This is a genomic window from Candidatus Polarisedimenticolia bacterium, from assembly GCA_036004685.1.
Lineage (GTDB): Bacteria > Acidobacteriota > Polarisedimenticolia > Gp22-AA2 > AA152 > DASYRE01.
On sequence record DASYRE010000005.1, the window covers coordinates 50970 to 75018 of the forward strand.

General features: G+C 67.8%; 22 protein-coding genes and 1 pseudogene. 12 read left to right on the forward strand and 11 right to left on the reverse strand.

Features of this window, described 5'->3' with window-relative positions:
• Window positions 1–32: 32 nt before the first annotated feature.
• The 5 genes from VGR67_00575 (at window position 33) to VGR67_00595 (ending at window position 4318) form a co-directional block, all read left to right on the forward strand.
• Window positions 33–1103, forward strand: a complete 1071-nt coding sequence (locus VGR67_00575; protein HEV8334896.1) for an alanine--glyoxylate aminotransferase family protein — start codon at window positions 33–35, stop codon at window positions 1101–1103.
• The gene (gene serA / locus VGR67_00580; protein ID HEV8334897.1) at window positions 1100–2686 is read left to right on the forward strand and encodes a phosphoglycerate dehydrogenase; all 1587 of its coding nucleotides are present in this window, start codon (window positions 1100–1102) and stop codon (window positions 2684–2686) included. Before VGR67_00575 ends, serA begins: the two co-directional genes overlap by 4 nt.
• Before the next feature lie 240 nt (window positions 2687–2926).
• A complete protein-coding gene (locus tag VGR67_00585; GenBank protein ID HEV8334898.1) occupies window positions 2927–3193 on the forward strand; it encodes a hypothetical protein in 267 nt (88 codons plus the stop codon).
• Between the two features lie 107 nt (window positions 3194–3300).
• Entirely contained in the window at window positions 3301–3687 is a 387-nt protein-coding gene (locus VGR67_00590) for a helix-hairpin-helix domain-containing protein (GenBank protein ID HEV8334899.1), read from the forward strand.
• A gap of 7 nt (window positions 3688–3694) precedes the next feature.
• Window positions 3695–4318, forward strand: coding sequence for a prepilin-type N-terminal cleavage/methylation domain-containing protein (locus tag VGR67_00595; protein HEV8334900.1), 624 nt, complete (start codon window positions 3695–3697; stop codon window positions 4316–4318).
• 31 nt (window positions 4319–4349) lie between these two features.
• Here VGR67_00595 and VGR67_00600 read toward each other — a convergent pair whose 3' ends face one another.
• On the reverse strand, window positions 4350–4997 hold the full coding sequence (locus tag VGR67_00600; GenBank protein ID HEV8334901.1) for an HAD family hydrolase: 648 nt from the start codon (window positions 4995–4997) through the stop codon (window positions 4350–4352).
• A 231-nt stretch (window positions 4998–5228) separates the two neighbouring features.
• On the opposite strand from VGR67_00600, the gene ccsA reads away from it, so the two are divergent.
• The 5 genes from ccsA to VGR67_00625 all read left to right on the forward strand — a co-directional run bounded on the left by ccsA (window position 5229) and on the right by VGR67_00625 (window position 10215).
• Window positions 5229–6023, forward strand: a complete 795-nt coding sequence (gene ccsA / locus VGR67_00605; GenBank protein HEV8334902.1) for a cytochrome c biogenesis protein CcsA — start codon at window positions 5229–5231, stop codon at window positions 6021–6023.
• Window positions 6024–6047: 24 nt separating this feature from the next.
• Window positions 6048–7403, forward strand: coding sequence for a glutamyl-tRNA reductase (gene hemA, locus VGR67_00610; protein HEV8334903.1), 1356 nt, complete (start codon window positions 6048–6050; stop codon window positions 7401–7403).
• Window positions 7381–8331, forward strand: a complete 951-nt coding sequence (gene hemC / locus VGR67_00615) for a hydroxymethylbilane synthase (GenBank protein ID HEV8334904.1) — start codon at window positions 7381–7383, stop codon at window positions 8329–8331. The genes hemA and hemC overlap by 23 nt, the downstream gene beginning before the upstream one ends.
• A complete protein-coding gene (locus VGR67_00620; protein ID HEV8334905.1) occupies window positions 8328–9125 on the forward strand; it encodes a uroporphyrinogen-III synthase in 798 nt (265 codons plus the stop codon). Before hemC ends, VGR67_00620 begins: the two co-directional genes overlap by 4 nt.
• Window positions 9126–9267: 142 nt before the next feature.
• Window positions 9268–10215: an RNA polymerase sigma factor RpoD/SigA gene (locus tag VGR67_00625; protein HEV8334906.1), complete on the forward strand. Its 948-nt coding sequence runs from the start codon at window positions 9268–9270 to the stop codon at window positions 10213–10215.
• Between the two features lie 149 nt (window positions 10216–10364).
• Here VGR67_00625 and VGR67_00630 read toward each other — a convergent pair.
• Both VGR67_00630 and VGR67_00635 read right to left on the reverse strand, forming a co-directional pair.
• Window positions 10365–11729: pseudogene (locus VGR67_00630) on the reverse strand (Ppx/GppA phosphatase family protein).
• Window positions 11726–12604: a CHAD domain-containing protein gene (locus VGR67_00635; protein HEV8334907.1), complete on the reverse strand. Its 879-nt coding sequence runs from the start codon at window positions 12602–12604 to the stop codon at window positions 11726–11728. Before VGR67_00635 ends, VGR67_00630 begins: the two are co-directional and overlap by 4 nt.
• A 164-nt stretch (window positions 12605–12768) precedes the next feature.
• Here VGR67_00635 and tmk point away from each other — a divergent pair, with 164 nt between their 5' ends.
• Window positions 12769–13452, forward strand: a complete 684-nt coding sequence (tmk, locus tag VGR67_00640; protein HEV8334908.1) for a dTMP kinase — start codon at window positions 12769–12771, stop codon at window positions 13450–13452.
• Window positions 13449–14282: a thymidylate kinase gene (locus tag VGR67_00645; protein ID HEV8334909.1), complete on the forward strand. Its 834-nt coding sequence runs from the start codon at window positions 13449–13451 to the stop codon at window positions 14280–14282. The genes tmk and VGR67_00645 overlap by 4 nt, the downstream gene beginning before the upstream one ends.
• A 61-nt stretch (window positions 14283–14343) precedes the next feature.
• Here the strand turns inward: VGR67_00645 and VGR67_00650 are convergent, their stop codons facing one another.
• The 8 genes from VGR67_00650 to VGR67_00685 form a co-directional block, all read right to left on the reverse strand.
• Window positions 14344–15702: a tetratricopeptide repeat protein gene (locus VGR67_00650; GenBank protein HEV8334910.1), complete on the reverse strand. Its 1359-nt coding sequence runs from the start codon at window positions 15700–15702 to the stop codon at window positions 14344–14346.
• Window positions 15703–15704: 2 nt separating this feature from the next.
• A complete protein-coding gene (locus VGR67_00655; protein ID HEV8334911.1) occupies window positions 15705–16433 on the reverse strand; it encodes an energy transducer TonB in 729 nt (242 codons plus the stop codon).
• Window positions 16430–16846, reverse strand: a complete 417-nt coding sequence (locus tag VGR67_00660; GenBank protein ID HEV8334912.1) for a biopolymer transporter ExbD — start codon at window positions 16844–16846, stop codon at window positions 16430–16432. The genes VGR67_00655 and VGR67_00660 overlap by 4 nt, the downstream gene beginning before the upstream one ends.
• 10 nt (window positions 16847–16856) lie before the next feature.
• Window positions 16857–18287, reverse strand: a complete 1431-nt coding sequence (locus tag VGR67_00665; protein ID HEV8334913.1) for a MotA/TolQ/ExbB proton channel family protein — start codon at window positions 18285–18287, stop codon at window positions 16857–16859.
• Window positions 18284–19057: a DUF3450 family protein gene (locus tag VGR67_00670; GenBank protein ID HEV8334914.1), complete on the reverse strand. Its 774-nt coding sequence runs from the start codon at window positions 19055–19057 to the stop codon at window positions 18284–18286. The genes VGR67_00665 and VGR67_00670 overlap by 4 nt, the downstream gene beginning before the upstream one ends.
• An 88-nt stretch (window positions 19058–19145) precedes the next feature.
• Window positions 19146–22208: a TonB-dependent receptor gene (locus VGR67_00675; protein HEV8334915.1), complete on the reverse strand. Its 3063-nt coding sequence runs from the start codon at window positions 22206–22208 to the stop codon at window positions 19146–19148.
• Entirely contained in the window at window positions 22208–23395 is a 1188-nt protein-coding gene (locus VGR67_00680; GenBank protein HEV8334916.1) for a hypothetical protein, read from the reverse strand. Before VGR67_00680 ends, VGR67_00675 begins: the two co-directional genes overlap by 1 nt.
• Before the next feature lie 125 nt (window positions 23396–23520).
• On the reverse strand, window positions 23521–24049 hold a 529-nt coding region (locus VGR67_00685; GenBank protein ID HEV8334917.1), incomplete at its 5' end, for a hypothetical protein.

Below are 24049 nucleotides of genomic sequence, written 5' to 3' on the forward strand. Positions count from 1 at the left end.
CGCGGCCGCCGGGCGACCTGAGGAGATCCTCGTTGGGGCACCGACCGCTTCTCTTCACTCCGGGCCCGACCGAGGTGCGCCCGGAGATTCTGCAGGCGATGGCCCGCCCCGTCATCTCCCATCGGGGAGCCCCGATGGAGGAGATGGTCCGGGACATCGTCGCCAAGGCGCGCTGCATCTTCATGACCGAGGGGACGATTCTCCTGTCGAGCTCTTCGGCTTCGGGCCTGATGGAGGGCGCGGTGCGCAACTGCATCGCCAGGCGCTCGCTGCATCTCGTCGGCGGCGCGTTCGGCGAGCGGTGGCGGCAGATCGCCGCCGATTGCGGCTTCGATCCCGGCGTGGTGCAGGCCGAGCCCGGATTCGCGATCCGGCCCGAGCGGGTCGAGGAGGCGCTGTCGCGCGGCGACTACGACGCCGTCTGCGTCACCCACAACGAGACCTCCACCGGAGTGACCCACCCGCTCGAGGCGATCGCGCGCGTCGTCCGCGCGCGCCCCGGCGTCCTCCTGATGGTGGACGCCGTCAGCTCGCTGGGCGGCATCCCGGTGGAGGTGGATCGTCTCGGAATCGACGTCTGCTTCGCCTCGGTCCAGAAGGCGCTCGCGCTGCCGCCCGGGTTTGCCCTGGGCGCGGTATCGGAGGCGGCGCTGGAGCGGGCGCGGGCCCGCAAGGGACGCGGCTATTACTTCGATTTCATCCGGCTCGCGGAAGCCTCCGCCAAGGGGATGCCGCTCGCCACTCCCTCGGTGTCCCATCTCTTCGCGCTCCAGGCCCAGTTCGACCACATCCTCGCCGAAGGACTTCCCCGGCGCTTCGCGCGCCACGCGGCGATGGGGGAGCGGGTGCGCCGCTGGGCGAGGGAGAAGTTCGCGGTGCTCGCGGAGCCCGGCTTCGAGTCCGACACCGTGACCTGCGTCGCCAACAGCCGCAAGATCCGGGTGGCCTCCTTCCTGGAGTCCTTGAAGAGCCGCGGGTACCAGATCTCGAACGGCTACGGCACTCTCAAGGAGGCCACCTTCCGCATCGGGCACCTGGGGGAGCACACCCTCGAAGGCGTGGAGGGGCTGCTCGCCGCCATGGACGAGGTCTTGTCCGGATGAGCCAGCGCGTCGTGATCGCCGATCCGGTCGCTCCCGTCTGTGGAGAGATCCTCTCCCGCGCGGGACTGGAGGTGATCGCTCTGGGGCGCTCCGGCGCCGCCTCGCTTCGGGAAGCCATCTCCGGCGCGGCGGGCCTGGTGGTGCGCTCGGAGACGAAGGTCACCGACGAGGTCCTCGCCGCGGCGCCCGCCTTGAAGGTGGTGGGCCGGGCGGGCACCGGGGTCGACAACATCGACGTCGCCGCCGCCACCCGGCGCGGCATCGTGGTGATGAACGCGCCCGGCGAGAACACGATCGCGGCCGCCGAGCACACCCTGTCGCTGATGCTCTCGCTGGCCCGGAATATCCCTCGCGCCGATCGCTCCCTCAAGGCCGGAAAGTGGGATCGCGAGAAGTTCCTGGGCGTCGAGCTCCTCGGCAAGATCCTCGGCGTCGTCGGCCTCGGAAAAGTCGGGCGCGAAGTGGCGGCCCGGGCCCGAGCCTTCGGCATGGAGATTTGCGGCTTCGACCCGTTTCTTCCGGAGGAGGTGGTCGCGCGACTGGGGTTCCAGATGCTCGCGCTTCCCGATCTGATCGCCCGGGCCGACTTCCTGACCGTTCACGTTCCGCTCAACGCCCAGACCCGCCGCCTCATCGGCCCGGCGGAGCTGGGGCGCTGCAAGCCCGGGCTGCGGATCGTCAACTGCGCCCGCGGCGGCATCGTGGACGAGCAGGCGCTGGAGAAGGCTCTGCAGGACGGAAGAGTGGCGGGGGCCGCCCTGGACGTCTTCGAGAAGGAGCCTCCGGGCGAGGATCATCCGCTCGTCCGCCGGGATACGGTGGTGGCTACGCCGCATCTCGGCGCCTCCACCCTCGAGGCCCAGGAGAAAGTGGCGGCCCGCATCGCCGAGCAGATCGTCGCGTATCTGGAGCGCGGCTCGGTGGCCGGGGCGGTGAACGTCGAAGCGATCGACCCGGAGGTCCTGCGCGTCCTCGGCCCCTGGCTGGATCTGGCGGAGCGGCTGGGGCGCCTGCAATCGCGGATGGCGCATCCGGCCGGCGAAGAAGTCACCATCGAGTTCAGCGGAGCCCTGCTCGACCATCCCGTCCCCGCCCTGGTCGCGGCCTTTCTGAAAGGATACCTGCAGGGCATCGTCACGGAGCCCGTGAACCGGGTGAACGCGGCCCTCCTGGCCCGCGAGATCGGCCTGCGGGTGAACGAGGTCCGCTCTTCCGACTCGAGCGATTACAGCTCCCTCATCACCACCCGTCTGCGGACCGGGGAGCGGGTCCGCACGATTGCCGGCACCCTGTTCGGCAAGCGCGATCTCCGGATCGTCCGCCTCGACGACTACGACTTCGACGCGGTCCCGTCGGGCGAGATGCTGATCTGCTCGAACGACGACCGGCCGGGGATGGTGGGGAGCCTGGGGACGATTCTGGGCGAGGCCGGGATCAACATCGCGCAGCTCTCGCTCGGCCGGGACCGCAGCGGCGGCCGGGCCATCGCCATCCTCAATCTGGACAGTCCCGTCGCCCCCGATCTGCTGTCCCGCATCCGCCATCTGAGCGGTATCCTCTGGGCCGAGCAAGTCTCCATCTAAACAAGCCGTTCCGTAACACGCCGTTCACGCGATGTTCCGCCGCCGACCGCCGGAAGCGCCGGCGGGCGTGCCGGCCGGTGCGGCCCCGCCCGCGGCGGAGCCGCGAAACTCCGCGTCCTGCAGGCACTTTCCATCTTTCCTCAAGCTCGGGGCCCGATCCGCGAGGATTGGCACGTCCATTGCCATAAGTTCCGCGGCCGGGACGAAGCGGAATCGACGCTTCCCCGCGAGGAGGCCGACGTGGAGAAATCGCCGTTCAAGCCGAAGGATCTGGAGCTGCTGGTGCTCAAGGCGCTCGCGGGAGAGCGGGTGTCGCTGCTGCTCGGGCGGCGCCGCTACACCCTGACGGTCGATCCCGTCTTCCGGATCGAAGAAGGGGAGGACGGCTTTCTGTATCTCTGCATGGGACTCTCCAGTCTTCGGCGTCGGCTCGGCGTTCTGGCCGAAGGGGGAGAAGCCGGGAAGGGAACGATCGCGGAGCTTGGGGGAGCGCAGAGGTCCCATTAACCGATCGGCTCTCCATCGCTCGGAGGGCCTCTGCGGGGCGCGGAAGGGGGATCGGAAGATCCCCCCTCCCCCAGGGTTTCCATTCAGGAGGTGCCGGGAGAAACAGAATGTCGCGGCGGCGCAGCCGCCTTGAGACCGACCATCTTGAGACCAACATCCAATTCACGGGAGATCGAATCGACATGCAAGCCTTGAATCGTCCCACCGCATGGCTCGTCCTGGCGGCCTTTGTCGTCCTCGCGCTCCTCGCGGCGCCGGCACCCGCGCGGGGAGCCGCCGCTGAAGAGAAGGCGGCGAAGGTCAACCTGAACACCGCCGGGGTCGAGGAGCTGACCGCTCTTCCCGGCATCGGCCCCTCCTACGCCAAGAGGATCGTCGACTTCCGGGAGAAGAACGGCCCCTTCAAGAAACTGGAGGATCTCCTCAACGTGCAGGGGATCGGCGAGAAAACGCTCGACAAGATCAGGGAACGGGTCACCGTTTCCGGAAAGTAGATCCGCCGTGGCGAAGGGCCGGAGGAACGCCTCGACGCGCGCCGGCCCTTCGCCGGGCTTTTCGCTTTTGGAAGCGCTCGTCGTCCTCGCGTTGCTCGGGATCGTGATCGCCGTCTCGGTTCCGTGGGTGGCCGCGGCGGTGGCGCGCGAGCGGCTGCGCGCCGCGGGATTCGAAGTGGCGGTTCTGCTGCGGGGACTCCGGCAGCGCTCGGTCTCCGAGCGGGCCGCGTTCGGACTGAGATTCGTTCGCGCGGGGGAGTCCTGGAGCTATTCGACCTACCGGGACGGGAACGGCAATGGAATTCGGACCGCCGACATTCTCGCGCTCCGCGACCCGCTCTTGCAGGGACCCGAGGATCCCGGGAGCCGCTTCGAGGGAATCCGCTTCGGCCTTCCCGCCGCCCCGGTGCCCGAAATCCCTCCCGGAACGGGATCGATTCCGGACCCGGCGGATCCGGTCAAGTTCGGCGGCAGCGACATCATCGGATTCTCCCCCGCAGGATCGGTCTCCGGCGGGACGCTGTATCTGACCGACGGCCGCCGCGTGCTGGCGGTCGTGGTGTACGGCCCGACGGGACGAATCCGCGTCTTCCGGTTCGACCCGGAGGGAGGCTGGCGCGAGGGTTCTTAGACGCCGGCAGCGGTTTCCCGCGGCGGGCCTCCTACTCGGGGGGGAGCGCAGGAAGGAGAAGCAGCAGATCCTCCAGCCGGTCGAGGAACAAGTCGGGTCGGGAGGAAAGCAGCTCTTCGCGGCTCTCCGATCCCGTGGCGACCGCATAGAAGGGTATCCCGGCGACGCGCGCCGTGTCCCGATCGACGCGCATGTCGCCGACCAGGATCGCCTCGCCGAGGGCGCAGCCCAGATCGGAGAGCGAGCGGAAGACCATTTCGGGCGCCGGCTTCGGAGCGGCGAGATCGGGACCGTAGAGGACGGGAATCCAATGACCGACCCCCAGGTGATCCAGGATCCTCCGGCTGAAGAAGGCCGGCTTGTTGCTGAGGACCGCGAGCCGGTACCCGCGCTCGTGCAGCGTCTTCAAAGTCTTCTCCGCTCCCGGCAACAGAAAGCTCTTCGACAGGGAAATCTCCCGGTACCGGTCGCGGAAGATGCGGACGCCTTCCTCGACGCGCTCGGGACCGACCGCCTCTTCCATGAGGCTCTCCAGACCGTGGCCGACCATCTTGATCACTTCCTCCCGAGGATAGGCCGGAAAGCCGAACGAAGTGCGGGCGGCGTTCAAGCTCTCGGCGATCGCTTCGTAGGAATCGAGGAGAGTCCCATCCAGGTCGAAGAGAACGCAACGAATCAGATCTCACCTCCAGGGCCCGCTCCGGCGGGACCGGGAGGATAGCACCCGGCCCGGAGGGCGGCAATCCGCCGGCCCGGCCCCCGCCTCACTTCCCGCCGCCACCCTGCACCCGATGACCGAACCGGCTCCCGGGGATGCGCCCGACACTCGGCCGTCCCCGGGGGTCCCTCCCCGTGCGGACGGTCCGGCTTCCCTTCTCGGCCCGAGTCGCCGATGCTACAATGAATTTCGATGAGCTCGACTCTCCTCCTTCTCCGAGTGGTGGTGGGGTTGTACGTCCTGGCCGCGGGTTCCGCCTTCGCGGCCACCGTCCTCCGCATCCGTAAGCCGTTCCTCTGGACGCCTCTCCTGGCGCTGGGCGGACTCGTGGCGCACGTCGCCTATCTGGGGATCGAGGGGATCCGTGTCGGAGGCCTTCCGGTGCGCGATTACCGGGACGTCCTTTCGCTCCTTTGCGCGGCGGTGGTCCTCGTCTATCTCGTCTCGTTTGTGCGGACCCGGCTGGAGGTCCTCGGCGTCGTCTTTCTTCCCCTCGTCCTGATCCTCATTTTCATCTCGAATTTTCTGCCGAACGACGTCCTGCCGGTCTCGCGCGACTTCGAGCAAGTCCTGATGACGTTCCACATCTGCATCGCCGTCCTGGGCGCGGCGGCGCTGTGCCTGACGTTCGCCGCGAGCGTGCTCTATCTCGTCCAGGAGCGCGGCCTGAAGGAGAAGCGGCCCGTGCGCTTCGGAGTGAAGCTGCCGTCGCTCGAGAAGTGCGACTCGATCGGCAAGCTCTCGCTGATGTGGGGCTTCCCGTTGCTGACGCTGACGATCGTCACCGGCGGGATCTGGAGCGCGAATTTCCGGAGCCGCTACTGGCTGTGGGAGGGGAAGGAGACGTTCGCCCTGCTGGCCTGGATGATCCTCGGCGTCATCATCACCGCCCGCCTGTTGCGCGGCTGGCGGGGGAAGAAGGTCGCCTACCTCACGATCGTCGCCTTCGCGGCCCTGATCCTGCGCATGATCGGGGTGGCGCTGTGAGGAGGCCGCGGCCGGCTTGAAGCCATGTCCATCATCCTGTTCGGCCTGAACCACCGCACGGCTCCCCTGGAAGTGAGGGAGAAGATGACTTTTCCGGCGTCCACGCTAGAGGAGTCGCTCGGCCGCCTCGCCGGATCGTCCTCCTTGAAGGAGGGGCTCATCCTCTCCACGTGCAACCGCACGGAGGTTCTGGGGCACGCCTCGGACGGGGCGCGCGACGCGGCGGGCGTCGTGCGATCGTTCCTCTCCTCCGAGCGCGGCGTCCCCCCCGAGGAGCTGGATCGCTATTGCTACCGGATGGCAGACCGGGAGGCGGTCCATCACCTTTTCCGGGTCGCCGCCTCGCTCGACTCGATGGTGCTCGGTGAGGCGCAGATCCTGGGACAGGTGAAGGAGGCCTACCAGGCGGCCCTGCGGGCGAAGAGCATCGGCGCGGTCCTGGACCCGCTCCTTCGCAAGGCGCTCGGAGTCGCCAAGAAGATCCGCAGCGAGACCGGCATCGCGCGCCATCCGATCTCCGTCGGGTACGCCGCGGTCACGCTGGCGCGCACGATCTTCGAGGATCTGAGCGGCCGTAAGGTCCTCCTGATCGGCGCCGGCAAGATGAGCGAGCTGGCGGCGCGGCACCTGGTGGAGCGCGGGATCGGCTCGGTGCTGGTGGCCAACCGGAGCTTCCCGCGGGCCGTCGAGCTCGCGGCGAAATTCGCGGGGCAGGCGGTCTCCTTCGATCGAATCCTGGAATACCTGGAGGAGACGGACATCGTCATCTCCTCCACGGCCGCCCCGCACTTCATCGTCCGGTATGAAGAGGTGCAGAAGCTGATCCGCGCCCGGAAGAGCCGGCCCATCTTCTTCATCGACATCGCCGTGCCGCGCGACATCGAGCCCCGCGTCAACACGATCGACAACGTGTTTCTCTACGACCTCGACGATCTCACGGGGGTGGTGAACGCGAACCGCGCCGAGCGGGAGGTCGAGGCGAAGGTGGCGGAGGAGATCGTGCGGCAAGAGGCGGACGCGTTCCACGCCTGGGTCCGGACGCTGGATCTTTCCCCCGTGATTGTGGACGTGCGGCAGCGCCTCGACGATCTCAGGACCTCGGAGATGGAGCGGTTCCGGTCGAGGCTCTCGGGGCTCACGCTCGAGCAGCGGCAGGCCGTCGAGGAGATGACCGACTCCCTGATGAACAAGATCCTCCACCATCCGATCCGCGCCTTGAAGGAATCGGCCCGCACCCATGCCGGCCCGGATCGGGTCCTTTTCTTCCGCGAAGTGTTCGGGATCCAGAAGCGCGCGTCCGGCCCCTCCCCGGCGGGCGAGGCGGCGCCCTCGGAGGCCCCGTCCGCGCCGCCAGACCATGACGATCCCGACGCGACCTGATTCCCCGGAGCCCCTCGTCATCGGCAGCCGGGGAAGCCCCCTGGCGCTCTTTCAGGCCCGTTGGATTCAGGCGCGTCTTGACGAGGCCGGAGCGCGGGCGGAGATCCGGATCGTCAGGACCGGCGGCGATCGATCGCAGTCGACGCTGCTCGCTTCCGGGACGGTCGGGATCTTCGTGCGCGAGATCGAGGAGGAGCTGCTCGCCGGCCGAATCGATCTCGCGGTCCACAGCCTGAAGGATCTTCCCCTGTCGCAGCCCGAGGGCTTGCGGATCGCGGCGGTGCCGGCCCGCGAGGATCCCGCCGACGTCCTGATCCTCCCCGAGGGAAGCTCCCTCGCGGATCTCCCTCACGGCGCCGTCGTCGGCACCGGCAGTCCGAGACGCATCGGCCAGCTTCGGTTTCTGCGACCCGATCTGCGCTTCGAGCCGATTCGCGGCAACGTCGACACGCGCGTGCGCAAGCTCCGGGAAGGGGGAGTCGGGGCGCTGGTCCTGGCCGCGGCGGGGCTGAACCGGCTCGCCATCCAGGACGTCGTCCGATGGCCGCTGCCCTTCGCGATGATGCTTCCGGCCCCCGGGCAGGGAGCGCTCGGAATCGAGATCCGCGCCTCCGACGCGGCGCTGTCCGACTTCCTGCGCGGCGGCCTGGAAGATCCGGCCGCCGCCGCGGCGACCCGGGCGGAGAGGGCTTTCCTCAAGGCCCTCGGGGGAGGCTGTCAGATGCCGGTGGGGGCGCTCGGGGTCGTGGAGGGATCCGAGCTCTTCCTGCAGGGGGCGGTCGCCGCCCCGGACGGATCGCGGGTGCTGCGGGACGAGGAGCGCGGCGCCGCGGAGGGCGCCGAGTCGATCGGCAAGAAGCTGGGAGAACGGATGCTCGCCTCGGGCGCCGCGGATCTGATGGCGCCGGGATCGCGAGAGGCACCATGAGCGCTTCCGGACCGGCGGGACTGCCCTTGTCCGGCCGGCGCATCCTGGTCACCCGCTCTCCCGAGCAGGCGGGCGCGCTTTCCGATCTCCTGCAGGCCTCCGGCGCCGAGGCGGTCGAGATTTCGCTGATTCGCTTCGAGCCGCCCGATTCCTGGGAGCCGGCGGATCGCGCGATCGAGGCTCTGGAAGAGTTCTCCCTGGTCCTGTTCACGAGCGCCAATGCGGTCGACTGCTTCCTGCGCCGGATCGAGGAGCGCGGAGCGGATCCACGCCGGCTGGCTCGGGTCGAGCTGGCGGCCGTCGGGCCAAAAACGGCCGAGCGTCTTCTGCGCCGCGGCTTCGAGGTCAGCCGCCTTCCGGAGAGATTCCAGGCGGAGGGTCTCTTGGAAGCGTTGCGCGGAAGGACGATTCGCGGCGCGCGGATCCTGATCCCGCGGGCGCAGGAGGCCCGGGAGCTTCTGGTCGAGGCGCTCGAGCGGCGCGGGGCGAGCGTGAGCGTGGCGCCGGTCTACCGGACGCGGGCCGCCGAAGAGAATCGGCAAGCGTTGCGGGCGGCGCTCGAGAAGGGGGTCGACATGGTCACCTTCACCGCCTCCTCGACCGTGCTGCATTTCCTCGACCTGGCGGGGCCCAGCCGGGGCGTCCCCGGCGGCTTCCGGGTCGCCTGCATCGGGCCGGTGACCGCCGCATGCGCCCGCTCGCGAGGCCTCGTTCCCGACGTCGTCCCCCCCCGGAGCACGATCCCGGACCTCGCCGACGCGATCGTCGAGTACTACTCGCCCTCCTCCCCCTGAGCCCCGTCCCCGTCGCGCTCACGCCCAATTCACCGGCTCTTCACCGATCCGAAACCTGGCTGCAACGCCGCCAAGCGATCCTCCGGGGAGCCGCCGCGGCTTCGAGATTCCCGGGTGGCCGCGAAATCGGAGGGACCTCTCCATGGCCGGACATTCAACCCTCGACAGTTCATGGGCCCCCTGGTACCTCCGCGCCGTTCGAGACGCCGAGGAGCCGTCCGCCGCATCCGATCGCGAAGCCCAAGCTTCATGGGATCTGGTCCGATCACATCTCTTCTTCGTGGTGCGCGTGGCGAAACAGTACCGCCACCGCGGCCTTCCTCTCGAGGATTTGGTCAGCGAAGGCAATCTCGGCCTCATCGAGGCGGCCCGCCGCTTCGATCCCGATCGCGGGGTGCGCTTCATCAGCTGGTCGGTCTGGTGGATCCGCAAGGCGATGCGCAGCGCGCTCGACCGCCATTCGTCGTTGGTACGGGTTCCCGACCATCTTCTCCGGGACCTCCGGGTCGTCGAGGGGGCGGCGCGCAAGCTCTCGGAGAGGCTTGCGCGCCGGGCCGATCGAGGGGAAATCGCCAGGGAGACCGGCCTCCCGCCGAGCGCCGTGGAGCGCCTTCAGGTCATCGGGGGATCCGACGCCTCGTTGGAGGAATCGGCGGGATTTCGGGAGGGACGGACGCTCGCGGACCGGCTCTCCGCCGATTCGAGGACCGATCCGGAGCAGCTCTTTCTTCGCGGGCAAGAACGGGCGCTGGTGAGCGGCGCCCTGTTCCGTCTCGCGGAGAAGGAGCGCAGAGTCGTCGCCCTGCGGTTCGGCCTCGACGGAGAGGAAGCGCTCACCTTGAAGGAGACCGGCCATCGCCTGGGGCTGTCCCACGAGCGCGTGCGCCAGATTGAGTCCTGCGCCAAGGCGCGGCTCTTACGTATCCTGCTGCGTCAGCGCGCTGGTGGCGATTCGCGGCCCGCTTCGCGCCGTGCGGGAGCCCGCCGGCCGGCGGCTGGTTCTCGCGCGGCTGGCGCCGGCCGGGCGGCCTCGCGGGAACGGGCGCCCGGGCGGTCCGGGCGGTCCGGGGATCGGATGGTGCGGAACTGAACCTCCCGGTCGAAGACTCTTTGAAAAAGATCCGACTTCGCCTGGGCCCCGTGGATCTCGACGTCGACGTTCCGGGCCGAGAACAGCGTCAACCGGACGCGGCGGGGGTCGGCCTCGCCTCGGACCTCCCGGATGCCCAGGGAATGGCGCCGGTCGAGAGCGTCGGCGATCCTTAGCAAGGCGGAGAGCTGGCGGACCATCGTGCGATCGTCACGCTGGAGCTTGGCCCACTCCTCATGCTTCTTCCGGGGGACCGAGCGGCGGTGGTAACGGGCGATCAGGGCGATGATCTCCCGCTCGCGCGGCGTGAATCCGTCCAGGTTCGCGTGGGCGATCAGGTGGTAGCTGTGCTTGTGATGCTGCCGGTAGCTGACGACGTATCCGACGTCGTGCAGGAGGGCCGCGGCCGCCAGGAGGTCCCGTCCTTCGGCGGGAAGCCGGAGCGGCTTCGAAAGCTGGTCGAAGAGAGAGACCGCGATCCGCTGGACCTGCTCGCCATGATCCTGCTCGAAGCGCAGCGACCTGCCGAACGACTCGGCGGCGGAGAGCCGCTGAGGATGGGCCGGTGGAAGACCCGCCCGTCCCGGCACGCGTCCGATCAGGCGGCTCAGGAGGGCGTGTCGAATCCCCCGGGTGCTGACGCGCAGGACGTTCACCTTCAGGTGGAGCATGATCTCGCAGAGGATCGTCACGCCGGCGACGATGATGTCGGCGCGGTCCGGCGCCAGGCCGGGCATCCGCCGTCTTTCGTCGAGAGTGCGCCGCAGCAGCGCGTCCCGCAAGTGGAGGAGCTCGGCCTGCGTCATTTCGAAACCCTGGACGGATCGCCCCGAGAGCCCCTGGCGGGCCATCGCCATCTGCGCCACGGCGGTGGCGGTGCCGCCCGAGGTCACGACGAACTGCGGAGAAGGGTCGGGGGCGATGCGCTGCGCGTCGATCGCCTCGCGGACCGCCTTCCTCAGAGCCTTGAGCTCTTTGCCGCGCGTCGGGTCGGAGCGCAGGTATTCCTCGGTGAGGCCCACGCATCCCAGCTTGAGCGAATAGACCTGCCGGATGTGCCGTCCCAGGGCGAGGATCAGCTCGGTGCTCCCGCCGCCCACGTCGACCACGGCGCAGGGGTGATCTGCCAGGTTGAAGCTTCCGGCCGCGCTCTCGAAGGCGAGGCGAGCCTCCTCGGACCCCGAGATTACGCGAACCCTCAATCCCGTCTCGCTGCGCACCCGATCCAGGAAGGTCTGGCGGTTCGAAGCGTTCCGGATGGCGCTCGTGGCGACGACGGCCACCCTGTGGACGCCGCGCGCCCGGGCGATCTCCGCCATCCTCTTGAGCGCCTTCACGGCGCGCTGAATCGCCGACTCCGAAAGCCGCCCGGCCCGGTTGAGGCCGGAGGCGAGCCGGGCCACTTCGCGCTCGTCGTCCAAGATGCGGTAGGTCCGATTGGGGAGGGTCTCGACCACCAGCGATCGGATGGTGTTGGAGCCGATGTCGATGATCGCGAGCCGGCGCCGCTTCATCGGTCCGGCAAGCCGGCGCCGGCGAAGTCGGCGCGCACGTCGTCGGGCCGGAAGTCACCCAGGACTTTCCGGAACGAGGCGAGCCGGAGGCGCCGATCGCGCGCGATCCGCTCGATCAGCTCCTCGGCGCCGGCCGACGGGATCCTGCGGACCAGCTCCGAGAGAACGTCGAGATCGTGAATCCGTCCCAGCTCCTCCTGGACCTTCCGGGCCGTGGCGATCCCCGGTCGCGCGCCGCGCCAGCCGAGGTCCTCGAGGATCTCCAAGGCGTAGCGATAGCTTTTCACGGCGAGGCGCAGGCGGTGCAGCGCCTCCGCGTCTCCGGTCCGGGCCGGCGGGAGGCGGCCCAGAACTTCCCCCACCCGCAGCTCCAGGACCCGCCTGGCTCGCGGCGCGAGCTCGAATTCGCGCCGGCCGTCGAGGCCGGCCAGAAGGGCGCGGCTCCGCTTGCGCGCCCCGGCGACGGGCACCCCTTGGCGCCCCGTGGCCTTCCGGCGCAAGGCGGCGGTCTCGCTCCGCAGGCGATCCCGGAGCTGGTGGAGCATTCGGGAGGATTCGGGACCCCATTCCGAGCGCAGCAGGCTGACCATCTTGAGCGTCACGTCGGCGTTGCGAATCTCCCCGAGAGCTCGCCGGATGCGGCGCGCCCGGCGCGCCAGGCGGCGGCGGGCCCGCGCCGGCAGGCAGGGCTCGAAGAAGTCGAGCGCCTCCTGCAAGCGGCGGGTCGCGACCCGGAGATCGTGGATCGCGTCCGGATCGGAGCTGGCGCGGACCTTGGCGATCTGCCGCAACACCGTTGCGGAGCGGGAGCCCAGCAACCGCCGCAGCCGGCGGCGGGAGAGGCTGGAGTCGCGCGGCGGAGCGACCGGGGACATGACCTCCTCGAAAAGACCTATCTCGTTCATAGGATACAGGGTTGCGACTCCGGATCGTTAAGGGCCGGCAGCGATATTTTCAGGATTGTCACCGCTTCGTCACTTTTCAGGGCCGGGAGAATCGATTATAGTGGAATTCCTGACCGTAAAACCCCGGAGTCATAATGCCGTCTGGAAAGAGGAGCGCCCTCCGGAAGGGGCGACTCATCGTCGTCGAGGGGATCGACGGCTCGGGGAAGAGCACCCAGATCAAGCTGCTGCAGAAATGGCTGGAAGCCAGAGGCCAGCAGGCCTTCTTCACCGAATGGAACTCCTCGGCGCTCGTCCGCCAGGCCACCAAGCGCGGCAAGAAGAAGAACCTCCTCACCCCGACCACCTTCAGCCTCCTGCACGCCACCGATTTCGCCGATCGCCTCACGTATCACATCATTCCCTATCTGAAGGCCGGCATGACGGTCCTGGCCGATCGCTACGTCTACACCGCGTTCGCGCGCGACATCGCCCGGGGGGTCGACGCCGCCTGGGTGCGCGATCTCTATTCGTTCGCGGTCGAGCCGGACGCCGTCTTCTATTTCAGGGTGCCAATGAACATCGCGGTGGAGCGCATTCTCGGCACCCGGGCGAAGATCAAGTTCTACGAGGCGGGGATGGACCTGGGGCTCAGCCGTGATCCGGTGGAGAGCTTCCGCCTTTTCCAGGGCCGCGTCCTCGCCGAGTACGATCGCATGGCTCCCGAATATCGATTTCAGGTCATCGACGGCACGCGCAGCATCGACAGCCAGCAGCAGAAGGTCCGCGGCATCGTGGCGAGACTCTACGACCAGGCGCCGGAGATGGAGAGACGATGAGATCAATTCGCCCGGGAAAATCATACTTCGCGCACGGCCTCCCTTACACCGACATCGCCCGTCTGAACGGCACGCTCCTCACGCTGGAGGGGACCGACGGAGTCGGCCGCTCCGTCCAGGTGAAGATGCTCAAGGAATGGCTGGAGGTCCAGGGTTACGGGGTGATCGAGACCGGCTGGACCCGCTCGGAGCTGATGTCGGAGACGATCGGCGCGGCCAAGGCGGGCCACAACCTGAACGAGCTTACTTTCAGCCTCCTGTACGCGACCGATTTCGCCGACCGTCTCGAGAAGATCGTCATCCCGGCGCTGCGCTCCGGCTTCGTGGTCATCGCCGACCGCTACATGTACACCGCTTTCGCGCGCAGTGTGGTGCGCGGCGCCGATCCCGCCTGGATCCGCAACGTCTTCGGCTTCGCCCTGGTCCCTGACCTGACGCTATATCTGAAGATAGATGTCGACACGCTGATTCCGCGGATCCTGCGCAGCCGCGGCATGGACTACTGGGAGGCCGGGATGGATCTCCATTTCGGCTCCGATCTGTTCGAGTCCTTCCGCAAGTACCAGTGGCGGCTGATCCGGGAATACAACCGGATGGCGTCCGAGTTCGGCTTCGTGACGGTGAATGCGGCGGTTTCGATGGACGAGATTCAGGCCAGAATCCGGCGCAAAGTACAGGCGCTGCTGGAGCAGCGCAAGATCCAGACCCTCACCGAAGGGATCGAGACGCTGCGGCCCCTCCTCTTCGAGCCGGAGGTTTCGCGCCGGCGTCCAATCCGTGAGAGCCGCGCCTCCCGGGCGGCGCCGGCGGACCACGCTCCCGCCCCCTGACCGGACGCCTCTCTCGCCGGCCTGTCGGTTGTGCAACACCAGTACCCGCGGCCGCGGGGAGCTAGCGCTGCGATCGCGCCGCTCTCTCGACCTGCTCCAGGTAGCTCGCCACCTCCTCGCGCGGCTTGAGCTCCTGGGCCCGCTTTAGCAGCGGCAGCGCTTCCGTGAACTTGGACTGGCGGACCAGAAGCTGGGCGTGCCGGACGCGGGCATCGGCCTCGAATCCCTCCAGACCCTCGGCCCGCTCGAGATAGAAAGCCGCCTTCTCGAACTCCCCCGTCTTCGCGAATTGCTGCGCCAGGAGCATCAGGGCCTCCCCGTCGAGCGGGTTGAGGGCGAGGATCTCCTCGAGGATCTTCGCCGACTCCTGTCCCGATCCGCTCGTCGCGGCAATACGGGCTTGCAGCTTGAGGTTCCGACTTTTCTGCTCGTCCGACAAACTCTCGCCGAACCGTTCCTGAATTCTCGCCAGAATCCGCTTTGCGGCCTCGGTCGCGCCGCGGGCGGATAGGATCTCGGCGGATCGGAGGCCTCGTCCGGCATCGGTTTCACCTTCTTGCTCCAGCGCCCGAAGGTAGGCCCGGGCGGCCAAATCGAGCAGAGACTCGTTGACATAGAGGTCGCCGAGGGTATAGAGCATTTCCGCGTCGGCATGGCCGAGGCGAGTGAGCATCTCGTAGTTTTCGGCCGCCTTGAGCGGCTCCTTCAGGCCCAGGTAGGCGCTCGCCTGCAGCTGCCAGAGGTCGGCCCGGTCGGGATATTTTTCGATCAGCTCGCCACACATTGCAACGGCCTCGGCGAGCTTCTGCTCGCGGAAGAGGCAGCGCACGAGGCCCACCTTCCAGTCCAACGAATCGGGTTGGAGAAGAAGCGCCTGGCGGTAGGCGGACTCCGCCGCCAGGAAATCCTCCTGGGCGGAGTAAGCCTGTCCCAGCAGTCCGTAGCTGAGGGCGTCGCCGCCGCCCAGCTCGATCATCCGCGTGAACGCCTTGATGGCGTCCGCCGTGTTTCCCAAACGCACGCAGACCAGACCGAGGTTCTTGTACGCCCTCAGGAAGCTCGGGAACTTCTCCACCGCTCGCCGGTAGTGCTTCTCGGCCTCGTCGGGCTGATCGAGCTGAAAATGAATGTTCCCCAAGGTGAAATCCAGCAGGGCGCTGGAGGCCGGAGTCGTCGCGGCAGCGAGCTGCTCCGCCGCCTTGGCCAGATTGCCCGAAAGAAGAGGGATGATTTTTTCCAGGACGGCGCGCTCCTCGGGCGAGAGGCGGGGCTCAACCTCGGCGAGGACTCCGTAGGTTCCCAGGAACTGCTTCTGGAATTCCGGGCTTTTCCACGGGTCCTCGCCGGCGAGCGCCGGGACGGCCCCAAGGACGAGCGTTAGCAGGGCGAGCCTTGCCGGGATCCGTCTGAATCGAAGCACGCCTATCCCACCGAAAAGCGCAAGGGAACGCGCATCTTGCACCGGACTTTTTGGCCCCCCTTCACCGCCGGCTCGAACTTCCATTGCCGGACCGCGGCGAGAGCGGGTGGATCGAATTCGGGATTCGAAGACTTCTCCACTTTCGGATCCAGGACCCTTCCTTGCTCATCCACCACGAAAAGAACGTAGACGCTTCCCTCGACCTTCCGGCGGCGCAGCTCGACCGGATAGGACGGCGGAGCCTGGACGAGAGGGCGCGGCTTCTGATCGAGCTCGGCCAGCGCGAAGAGGTCCGGGCCGTTCTCCTTCACGGCCTTTCCCACGCCGCCGATCTGGCCTCCCGAGGCGAGGTCCCCACCCTCGGAGAGAAATCCCGAGGCCCCGCCGGCCGAGGGGTTCATCAAGTCCTCCATGGCGCTCAAGCTGAGGGCGTCCAGGGCAGGAACCGCCGGGCCCGCGTTTTCCAATTTCTCCAGCTCCTTCAAGTCCGGCACTGCTTCATCGCGCTCGAGAGGGGTTTCTGCCTTCGGCTCGTCCGCCGGCGGGTTCTCTTCTTTCTTGGTCTTCGCGTCCTTGGCTTTCGCAGGGTCCTCCGGCGCGAGGAGGTCGACCTCCTGCACCCGGGCCTTCTTGTCGCTGCCCGCGGGCTTGTGGAACAAGAGTCCGCCGAACAGGATCACCGCCAGGTGAAACATCACGGCGGCCAGGAGCCCGAGAATGGTTTTCTTCATTTCTTCTCCGTTGAGATGCCCACTTTGGCGATGCCGATCTTGCGCACCTCGTCCAGCACGGCAACGACGACCCGGAAGTCGGCGCCGGCGTCGCCGTTGATGATCACCTTGGGGTCCTTCTCGCCGGACTTGAAAGTCTGCAGCCGGAACGGGAGCTGCTGGAGCGTGATCTTCTCCTTGTTAAAGAAGACATCCCCTTTGCCGTTCACGCTCAGGGTCAGCGCCTTGCTCTGCTGCGCCGGCTCGACCAGCGCCGCCGCGGAGGAGGCGCCGGGGAGCGCCACCTGGACTCCCTGGTTCTTGGTCATGGAGAGGGAGACCATGACGAAGGTGGCCAGCAGGAAGAAGATGATGTCGATCAGGGGGATGATCTCGATCCGCGCCCGCCGGCCGGCTCCTCCTCCGCCATGCATCGAGGCCTCCTCAGGACGCCACGGCGCTCGGGAGGCTCAGGGTCTCCCGATGCGGCTGGAGGAGAAGCTCCAGGCGCGTGGCGGCGGCGTCGAGCTCGTGACGCGCCCCCTCTACCCGGCTGTTGAGATAGTTGAACGGAATGAGCGCCATGATGGCGATGCCGAGACCGAAGGCGGTGGCGATCAGCGCTTCGGCGATCCCGCCGGTGATGGCGGAGGGAGCGCTGAGCTCCCCGCCGATGAGGGAGAAGGAGCTCATCATCCCCGTGACGGTCCCGAGCAGTCCCAGCAGGGGCGCCAGGGTGATGACCGTGTCCAGGATGGGAATCCCACGGCTCATTCGCTTGATCTCCAGGGACTGCGCCAGCATCAAGGCGTTGGAGATCGATTTCTGCCGGTGCTCGAGGGCGTAGGTCAGGGCGCGGCAGACGAAGTAGCGCGATGCCTTGCCGATGCGCAGCGCCCCCTCGACGTCTCCGGTTTCCACGGCGTCCAGCATCTCCTGCAGCGTGTGCTCGTCCCGGTGGCGGTTCTCGGACATCAGGAAGGCGATGCGCTCCGCGACGGTCCCCAACGCCAGGATCGAAGCGAACAGCAGGGGCCACATGATCGGTCCGCCCTTCAGGAACAGATGAATCAGGCTGGTGCGCTGGATGAGCGCCTTGAGAGCGGCGCCTCGGGTCGGATCCAGGGGCAGGGAGCCCCGCCCTTCGGTAACCACCCGGGCGGCGCCCGCGGTCAGATCTCCGAGGGGACGGACCGCGGGAGTGGAAGAGCCGGTCTGGGCCACGGCGACTCCGGCCGTCTTGCCGTCGCGCGAGGCGAACAGAGCCACCGGTCCGATGAGGGCGAAGCGGCCGTCCTGAAGCGCTCCTTGAGGGTCCACGGCCTTCCCGTCGAAGCGCTCCCCACCGAGCGCCTTCTCCAGGCGCACGATCGACGTTTTGACCACGGCGAGCTTGAGATCGAATTTGTCGGAGACGGAGAGGGAAGCATCGTCGGAGGCGCTTTTCGCGGCCCGGAGAATCGGCTCGTAGCGTTGCAGCTCGCTGGAATGGACCCGCGACTCGAAATTGGCGCGAAATTCCTCGAGGAGGTTCCCGAGGTAGGCGACCTCGTCCTGGCGGAGCTTCAGCTCGGTGCGCCGGTTCGCCAGGTCGAGTGTGCCGGTGTCGGTCTCTCGCGAGACCCGATCGGAATCCCGGCGCAGGTCCGCGAGCCGGGACTCCAGGCGCCCGAGCTCCTTCGAAAGGGGGAGCTTCTCGGCGGCAATGGTTTCCCGCAGCTGGGTCAGCTCCGCCAGGCTAGTTTCCAGATCGCGCTGCGCGTCGGCCCCGAGGCGCTGCATCTCCTGGGGTGCCGCCTGGGCCGGAAGCACGAGGCAGAGCCACGTCATCGCCCCAATCGAGAGCGCCGTAAACCTGGAGCTGCGCGGGATCATTTCACCTCCACCGGCAGCGACACGAACCGGGGACTACTCTTGTTCTGAAGGATTTCCAGGACCTCGTTGACGTCCCGGGCCAGGCGATCGTCCGCCCTCCATGTCCAACCGGCCTCCCCGGGCTTTCCGGTGCCGGCCTCCCCGCGGGCGCTGACGTAATAGGCCTGGGCCAGGCCAACGTAAACGGTCTTCACTTCCGAGGGTTTCCCATCGGAAAGGGCGCGAATCTCGGTCACGACGTTGATCTCGCTGTGGATTCGATTCAGCTCGTTGAGGATTCCCAGCACGTTCTGGAACCGCTCGGCGACCGACACCTTCGCCAGCGCGGGATTCTCGGGCATCCGCTGGAGGAGCGGGGCAAACTTCTCCTGCATCGATTCCGGGACGAAGCGGACCAGCCCCCTCACTCGGGACTCCAAATCCTGCACCTGGCCGCCGAGGTGCCCGGTGATCGCCTTGAGGCCGGCCGCCTCAGAATCGACCTCCCCGCGCGTCTTGAGTGCTTCCCGGCGCTGGTCGCCCGCCTCCCCGAGCTTTTCCTCGGCCGTGGCGATTTCCTTGGTGAGCATGTCGATCCGGGCCGTGAGCATTTCCCGGGCCTGCGCCCAGTCCTTGGTCTCCCGGGAGATGACCTCCCGCGTCTCGACCCATCGGGCCACGATGGCGCGCGTCGATTCCAGGCTGCCCTCCGCCGGCCGGTCCTCGGCAGGCGCCGGGGAAACGCCGGAAAGAGCCGCACCGAGCAGGATCGCCAACACCGATCGCTTCATGCGGCGAGTATCGGGGATCCAGGTCACGAACCGGGTTCGGGAAGGTGACGGTTGGGTTACGAAACGATGTCGTCGCGTCACGGACGGGTTACCACTTGAGGCCGAAGACGAGGGAGTAGGTGGCGCCGGTCTGGTGGACGCTCTTGACCAGGGAATCCTCCTCCGGGGTCCGGAATTCGGTCCGGCGATCGGGGTGGAGGAGATTCTTCGCCTTGAAGGTGACGGAAAGATTCCACGGCTCGCTCAGGATCCTCTGGGTGACGGTCGCGTCGAGAGTCCGGAAGACGGTCTCGAAAGTGCTCGGGACCCCGCCGTCAGAACCCTTGGCGGCTCCCGTGAGGAGCATGTCGCCGACGACGTTGTAGAACACCCCGGCCGAAGAGCCGAGGCGGTCGCTGTCCCAGGTCAGATTGGCATTGAACAGGTACTTCGGCTGTCCCAGAAGGCGTCGCCTCGGCTCGTCCAGATTGAAAGGGGCGAGCGACGCCTGCTCGAAGCTCGGAACTTCGACCTCAGAATGGATGATCGTGAAGTTCGTCCCGATCTCCAGGCCCTCGAGAGGAGGAAGGACTTCCCCCAACGGATAACGGATCTCAAATTCGGCGCCGCGCACCTGGCCGCGCCGGTAGTTCACCGGCTCGACGAAGGTGCGGCCGCCGGCGAAGAAGCTGACCAGCTCGATCGGATCGGTCAGTTGCTTTTCGAACAGGCTCACCGCCAGGACCTCCCCGGGCTGCCGGAACCATTCCCACCGCAGATCGTGGTTGACGATCTGCGTGATCCTCAAGTCCGGATTCCCGACGAATTCGTCTCCGGCGAGAAACTCTTCGGTGGCCAGCGGGGCGAGCTCCCGGAACGTAGGCCTCGCCAGCGTGCGGCTCCAGGAGGCTCTCAGATTCATCTTGGGGGTGAGGGCGTAAACCACCCCGAGCGAGGGAAGCAGCGAGGACTCGTCGATGTCGGTTGCCCCTTCCGCCTGCGGGATCTGGATCACTCCCCGGTCGCCACTGGGCTGGACCTCGATGACGTTGACCACGCCGAACCGGTTCTCCGGCCGGATGGAAAGCCCCGTCGTCTCGAAACGGGCGCCTCCAATGAACTTCAGCTTCGGATGGAGCGGAATCTCCGCCATCGCGTACAAGGCGCCGATATTCTGATCCCCCTGATAGTCGACGTCGTTCTCGTCGTCCGCTTCGAGAACCCAGAGAAGCTGGTCGCGCGCCGCGCAGTTCAGCGCGCTCGGCTTGGAGATCGTTCCCCCCGCGGGGCATCGATTCCCCGCGAGTCCGATCCGATCGGGCCGGAGAAAGAAATCGGTCCACAACTGCTCGCGGGAGGCCGCCACGAACAGCCCCTTCTCCTGGTTGGATCGGGAAGCGGGGTTGTTGCCCGGCTGGCTCGGAAAGACGTAATAGAAGGATTGCTGCGCATAGTTCCGATCGATCCGATCGGCGAACAGGCCGGCTTTCACGAGGCCCTCGTTGCCCGACAGCGTGAAGGGAAATCTCAAGTTGAGGGCGGCTTGCCATCCTTCCTCGTCGATATCGCGGAAGATCCGCCTTGAGTTGTCGGCGTCGGTGCTGTTCGAGGGCTTGCCTCCCGACAAGGTCGATTGATCGAAGGTGTTGCGAAAGAATCGGACGTCGGGCTCGTTCTGGCGGCTGGCGTTGCACGCGGCGACCCAGTCGAATCCGATTCCCTTCCAGGCGGCGTCGGGCCAGTGATGATCGCCGTAGAGCTGCCACGAGCGCAGGGAGCGCTCGGTGTAGTGGAGGCTCTGGTTCTGCTCGACGTTGGTGGTGCCGAGGACCTGGTAGCGCGATTCGTCCTCCGCCGATTGATTGGCGACGATCCGCAGCCCCACCTCGTGCCGCGGCCCCGCGCGGAAGCTGGCGCTTGCCAGGAGGCTCGCCAGGACCTCGTCGACTCCCCGGCTGTCGACGCGAGGCGCGACGGCGACGAGCGGCTGGTCCGGCTCCGAGATCTGATAGCTGTTGTTCTGCCCCCGCTCGTAGAAGTCGTACTTGTGCGATTCGGTGAACGCCCCCAGGACGCCGAGGGTCCGCTCGGAGCCCAGGTCGAAGCGGTTGCCGGCGACCAGCGAGAAGCTGGTGTTCCCGCCGGGCGCTTGGCGATTCACTCCCATCACCGGCTCGAACGACCGCACCATCGCGTCCCATTTCTCGGCGGCCGCCATCTGCGCCGGATTCGGATTGTAGGTGGGATTCGGAAAGGGCGGGAGCTTCTCGTCCGCCTCTTCGGGAAGGTCGCGCTCCGATCCGGCGAAGCCCAGATATCGCGCCCCGCTTCCCGGGTAGGTGAGAAACCGGTCGTTCCCGCTGGCCTTCGTGTTGTATTCCGCGCCCGCCGATCCGGAGAGCAGCGGGCCGTCGGGGACCGATCGGGTCCGGATGTCCACCCCCCCGCCGGTGAAGTCCCCCTGGAGATCGGGAGTGAAGGTCTTGAAGACGGTCACGTCGTCGATCGTCCCGGTGGGGAAGAGATCGATCTGGACCGCGCGCCGCCGGGCGTCGGCGGTCGGCAGGCGCACGCCGTTCAGCGTCGTCCCCGTGTAGCGGTCGCTCAAGCCGCGGATCGTCGCATATTTCCCCTGGACGACCGACGCGCCGACGACGAATTTGAGCGCCCCCGCGACGTCCCCCGCCCCGGTCTTGGCGAGCGTCTCGGCGGAGACGGCGTCCTGCACATTCACGGCGGCGGAGCGCACCTCGAGCAGCCCCGCTTCGCTGTCGGAGAACAGGTCGTCTCCCGTGACGACCAGCTCCTCGAGATCGACCACTTCGGAGACGAGGGCGACCCGGACGTCGCTCACCTGACCGGGAAGGACGATCACCCCCGAGTAAAGGCTCCGCTCGTATCCGTCCTTGGTGATCGACAGGGTGTAAGCGCCGGGGGGGACCGCTGGAAACCGGAACGTGCCGTCCTCGCCGGAGGAGACGGCGAGCTGGAGCTCGAGAATCGTCACCCGCGCCTGGCGCAGCGGGGCGTCATAATCCTTGTCCACGACCAGACCGCGGACCGACCCCGGCGGCCTCTCTTGCGCCGCCAGGCGCGACGCGAGGACGAGGAGACCCAGGAGCAGGCCGAGCCGGGAGAGGAGCCGCCGGTCCCGGAGCCAGGCCTTCGGCATCACCAGGGATCGCGCAGGCCGGCGAGCAGGGCGTCGAGGCGGGCGCGCGTCTTCGTCTCGAGCTCCACACCGTTTCTTCCCATCTGCCGGCAGACGGCGGCCACGGCCAGCGCCCGCGGCCGCGCGTTCTCGAGGCGGGCGGCGTCGTCGAGCGCGCGCTCGTAGAGCCGGCCCGCTTGGACGGCGTCCCCGGCGCGCCGGTAGCTCGAGGCGAGGTTGGCGTAGATCCCCGGCCGATCGATGACCATCGCGTCGCCGACCGCGGACTCCGCCTGCTTGAGAAGCCGGATCGCCTTTTTCGGCTCGCCGAGCTTGGCCCACGCTTCCGCCAGGTTCGAGAGAAGCGCGGCCTGGCCTCCCGAGGCGGAAGAGGAACCCAGCGCCGCCTGGGCCGATCGCAGCGATCTTTCGGCGCGCTCCCGGCGGCCCAGCCGCTGATACTCTTCGGCGAGACTCTCCAGAGCCTCGGCGCGCTTCCAGCCGGCGATCCCCTCGGCCGCCTGCGCTCCGGCGTCCAGCGCCTTCAAGCGATCGGCCTCGGAGAGCTTCTCCTGCCGCGCCACGTCCAGATAGCCGGCCGTCCTCCACCAGGCCATCTCGAAGTCGGAGTTGCCTTGCAACGAGTCGAGCTTCTGGAGCGCCGGGCCGACCTCTCCCCGCGCCGCGTCGCGGGCGGCGAGAGTCGCCGCGGCGCGGCCGGAGTATTGAAGCGGATCCGCGGCGGCGAGATCGGAGCTGATGCCGCTCAACGCGTTTTGATCGCCGAGCGCGGCCAGAGCCGTGCCGATATGGGCGAGGATTCTCGGCCCTTCCCATCCGGTGACTCCCGCCCGGACTTCCTGCGCCTTCGCGACCAGGCTTCGGGCTTCGTCGGTTCGGCCTCGTTTCGCGAGGAGGGTGGCGAGATCGGCGTAGACGGCGCCCCGGCGCCACCCCTCGATCGACTCCGCCCTTTCCCGCGCCTCGTCGAGGGCGCCGGTTCGCATGTACTCGGAAAGCACCAGCTCCTGCGCCTTGGCGCGATCCTTCGGGTCTGTCTCGATCGCCGAGGCGAATCGAAAGGCGTAATTCAACGCGGGAAGGCCTCCGGCCGCCGGCGGCGCAGCGGCGGCAGGCGCGGCGAGGGCGGCGAGGCAGAGAAGGGCAAGGACCGGAGAGCCGGCGCGAAAGGAGAGACGTCGTTGCATCGTATGCGACTCCCGCGACAAAGAGGCCCGGAAGGGCGCCGTCCAGAAAAAGGGGCGGGCGCGCTTGGCGCGCGCCCGGGGAGCGGAGACGTGCCTCCCGAAAGATGAATCCGAACCGTCCGGCGTTACGGGAGGGAGCAACTCAATCCCGTCCGCTCCACTCCATCGCTCCTGAATCCGAGGGTGCCCGAGCCGCAACCGTTCTCCGCCCGGATCACGTAGTAATAGGTCTGCCCGACGGCCGGGTTGCCGGCATCGGTCATCTCGGTGTCCGTGCCGTCGGGATCGAGGCACGTCGCCGAGGAAAAAGTGGCGGAGCTGGTGGAGCGCAGAACGTCGAAGAACTGCACGCCCGTCAGTCCGGGAAGCGTCGGGCGGCTCCAGACGTACGAGCCGGCTCCGGCGGCCGCGACTCCCTGCACTTCGTCGGGCACGACCGAAGAGGTGGCGCTGCATCCCGTGACGTAGCCGAGCCGGCCGAAGTTGGTCCAGGAGGTCGACCAGTTCGTCGATCCGAACGCGCCGCGGTAGGAGACGGGCTCGAAGAAGCCGTCGCTGGGCGCGGTGCGGTTGGTGGTGAGCAGCGGGCTGCCGGGCGCCGGCCTGGGATCGATGGAGACGACGGGGTCGGGCAGGGCGGCCAGGGCGCTGCCG

Bases quoted from the DNA above. Each gene is read 5' to 3' on its own strand.
- ccsA (HEV8334902.1), top strand. From the start codon at position 5,229: ATGAGCTCGACTCTCCTCCTTCTCCGAGTGGTGGTGGGGTTGTACGTC.
- VGR67_00680 (HEV8334916.1), bottom strand. From the start codon at position 23,395: ATGCAACGACGTCTCTCCTTTCGCGCCGGCTCTCCGGTCCTTGCCCTT.
- hemA (HEV8334903.1), top strand. From the start codon at position 6,048: ATGTCCATCATCCTGTTCGGCCTGAACCACCGCACGGCTCCCCTGGAA.
- VGR67_00635 (HEV8334907.1), bottom strand. From the start codon at position 12,604: ATGTCCCCGGTCGCTCCGCCGCGCGACTCCAGCCTCTCCCGCCGCCGG.
- VGR67_00660 (HEV8334912.1), bottom strand. From the start codon at position 16,846: ATGCATGGCGGAGGAGGAGCCGGCCGGCGGGCGCGGATCGAGATCATC.
- VGR67_00590 (HEV8334899.1), top strand. From the start codon at position 3,301: ATGTCGCGGCGGCGCAGCCGCCTTGAGACCGACCATCTTGAGACCAAC.
- VGR67_00655 (HEV8334911.1), bottom strand. From the start codon at position 16,433: ATGAAGAAAACCATTCTCGGGCTCCTGGCCGCCGTGATGTTTCACCTG.
- VGR67_00665 (HEV8334913.1), bottom strand. From the start codon at position 18,287: ATGATCCCGCGCAGCTCCAGGTTTACGGCGCTCTCGATTGGGGCGATG.
- VGR67_00675 (HEV8334915.1), bottom strand. From the start codon at position 22,208: ATGCCGAAGGCCTGGCTCCGGGACCGGCGGCTCCTCTCCCGGCTCGGC.
- VGR67_00625 (HEV8334906.1), top strand. From the start codon at position 9,268: ATGGCCGGACATTCAACCCTCGACAGTTCATGGGCCCCCTGGTACCTC.
- tmk (HEV8334908.1), top strand. From the start codon at position 12,769: ATGCCGTCTGGAAAGAGGAGCGCCCTCCGGAAGGGGCGACTCATCGTC.
- hemC (HEV8334904.1), top strand. From the start codon at position 7,381: ATGACGATCCCGACGCGACCTGATTCCCCGGAGCCCCTCGTCATCGGC.
- VGR67_00670 (HEV8334914.1), bottom strand. From the start codon at position 19,057: ATGAAGCGATCGGTGTTGGCGATCCTGCTCGGTGCGGCTCTTTCCGGC.
- VGR67_00645 (HEV8334909.1), top strand. From the start codon at position 13,449: ATGAGATCAATTCGCCCGGGAAAATCATACTTCGCGCACGGCCTCCCT.
- serA (HEV8334897.1), top strand. From the start codon at position 1,100: ATGAGCCAGCGCGTCGTGATCGCCGATCCGGTCGCTCCCGTCTGTGGA.
- VGR67_00620 (HEV8334905.1), top strand. From the start codon at position 8,328: ATGAGCGCTTCCGGACCGGCGGGACTGCCCTTGTCCGGCCGGCGCATC.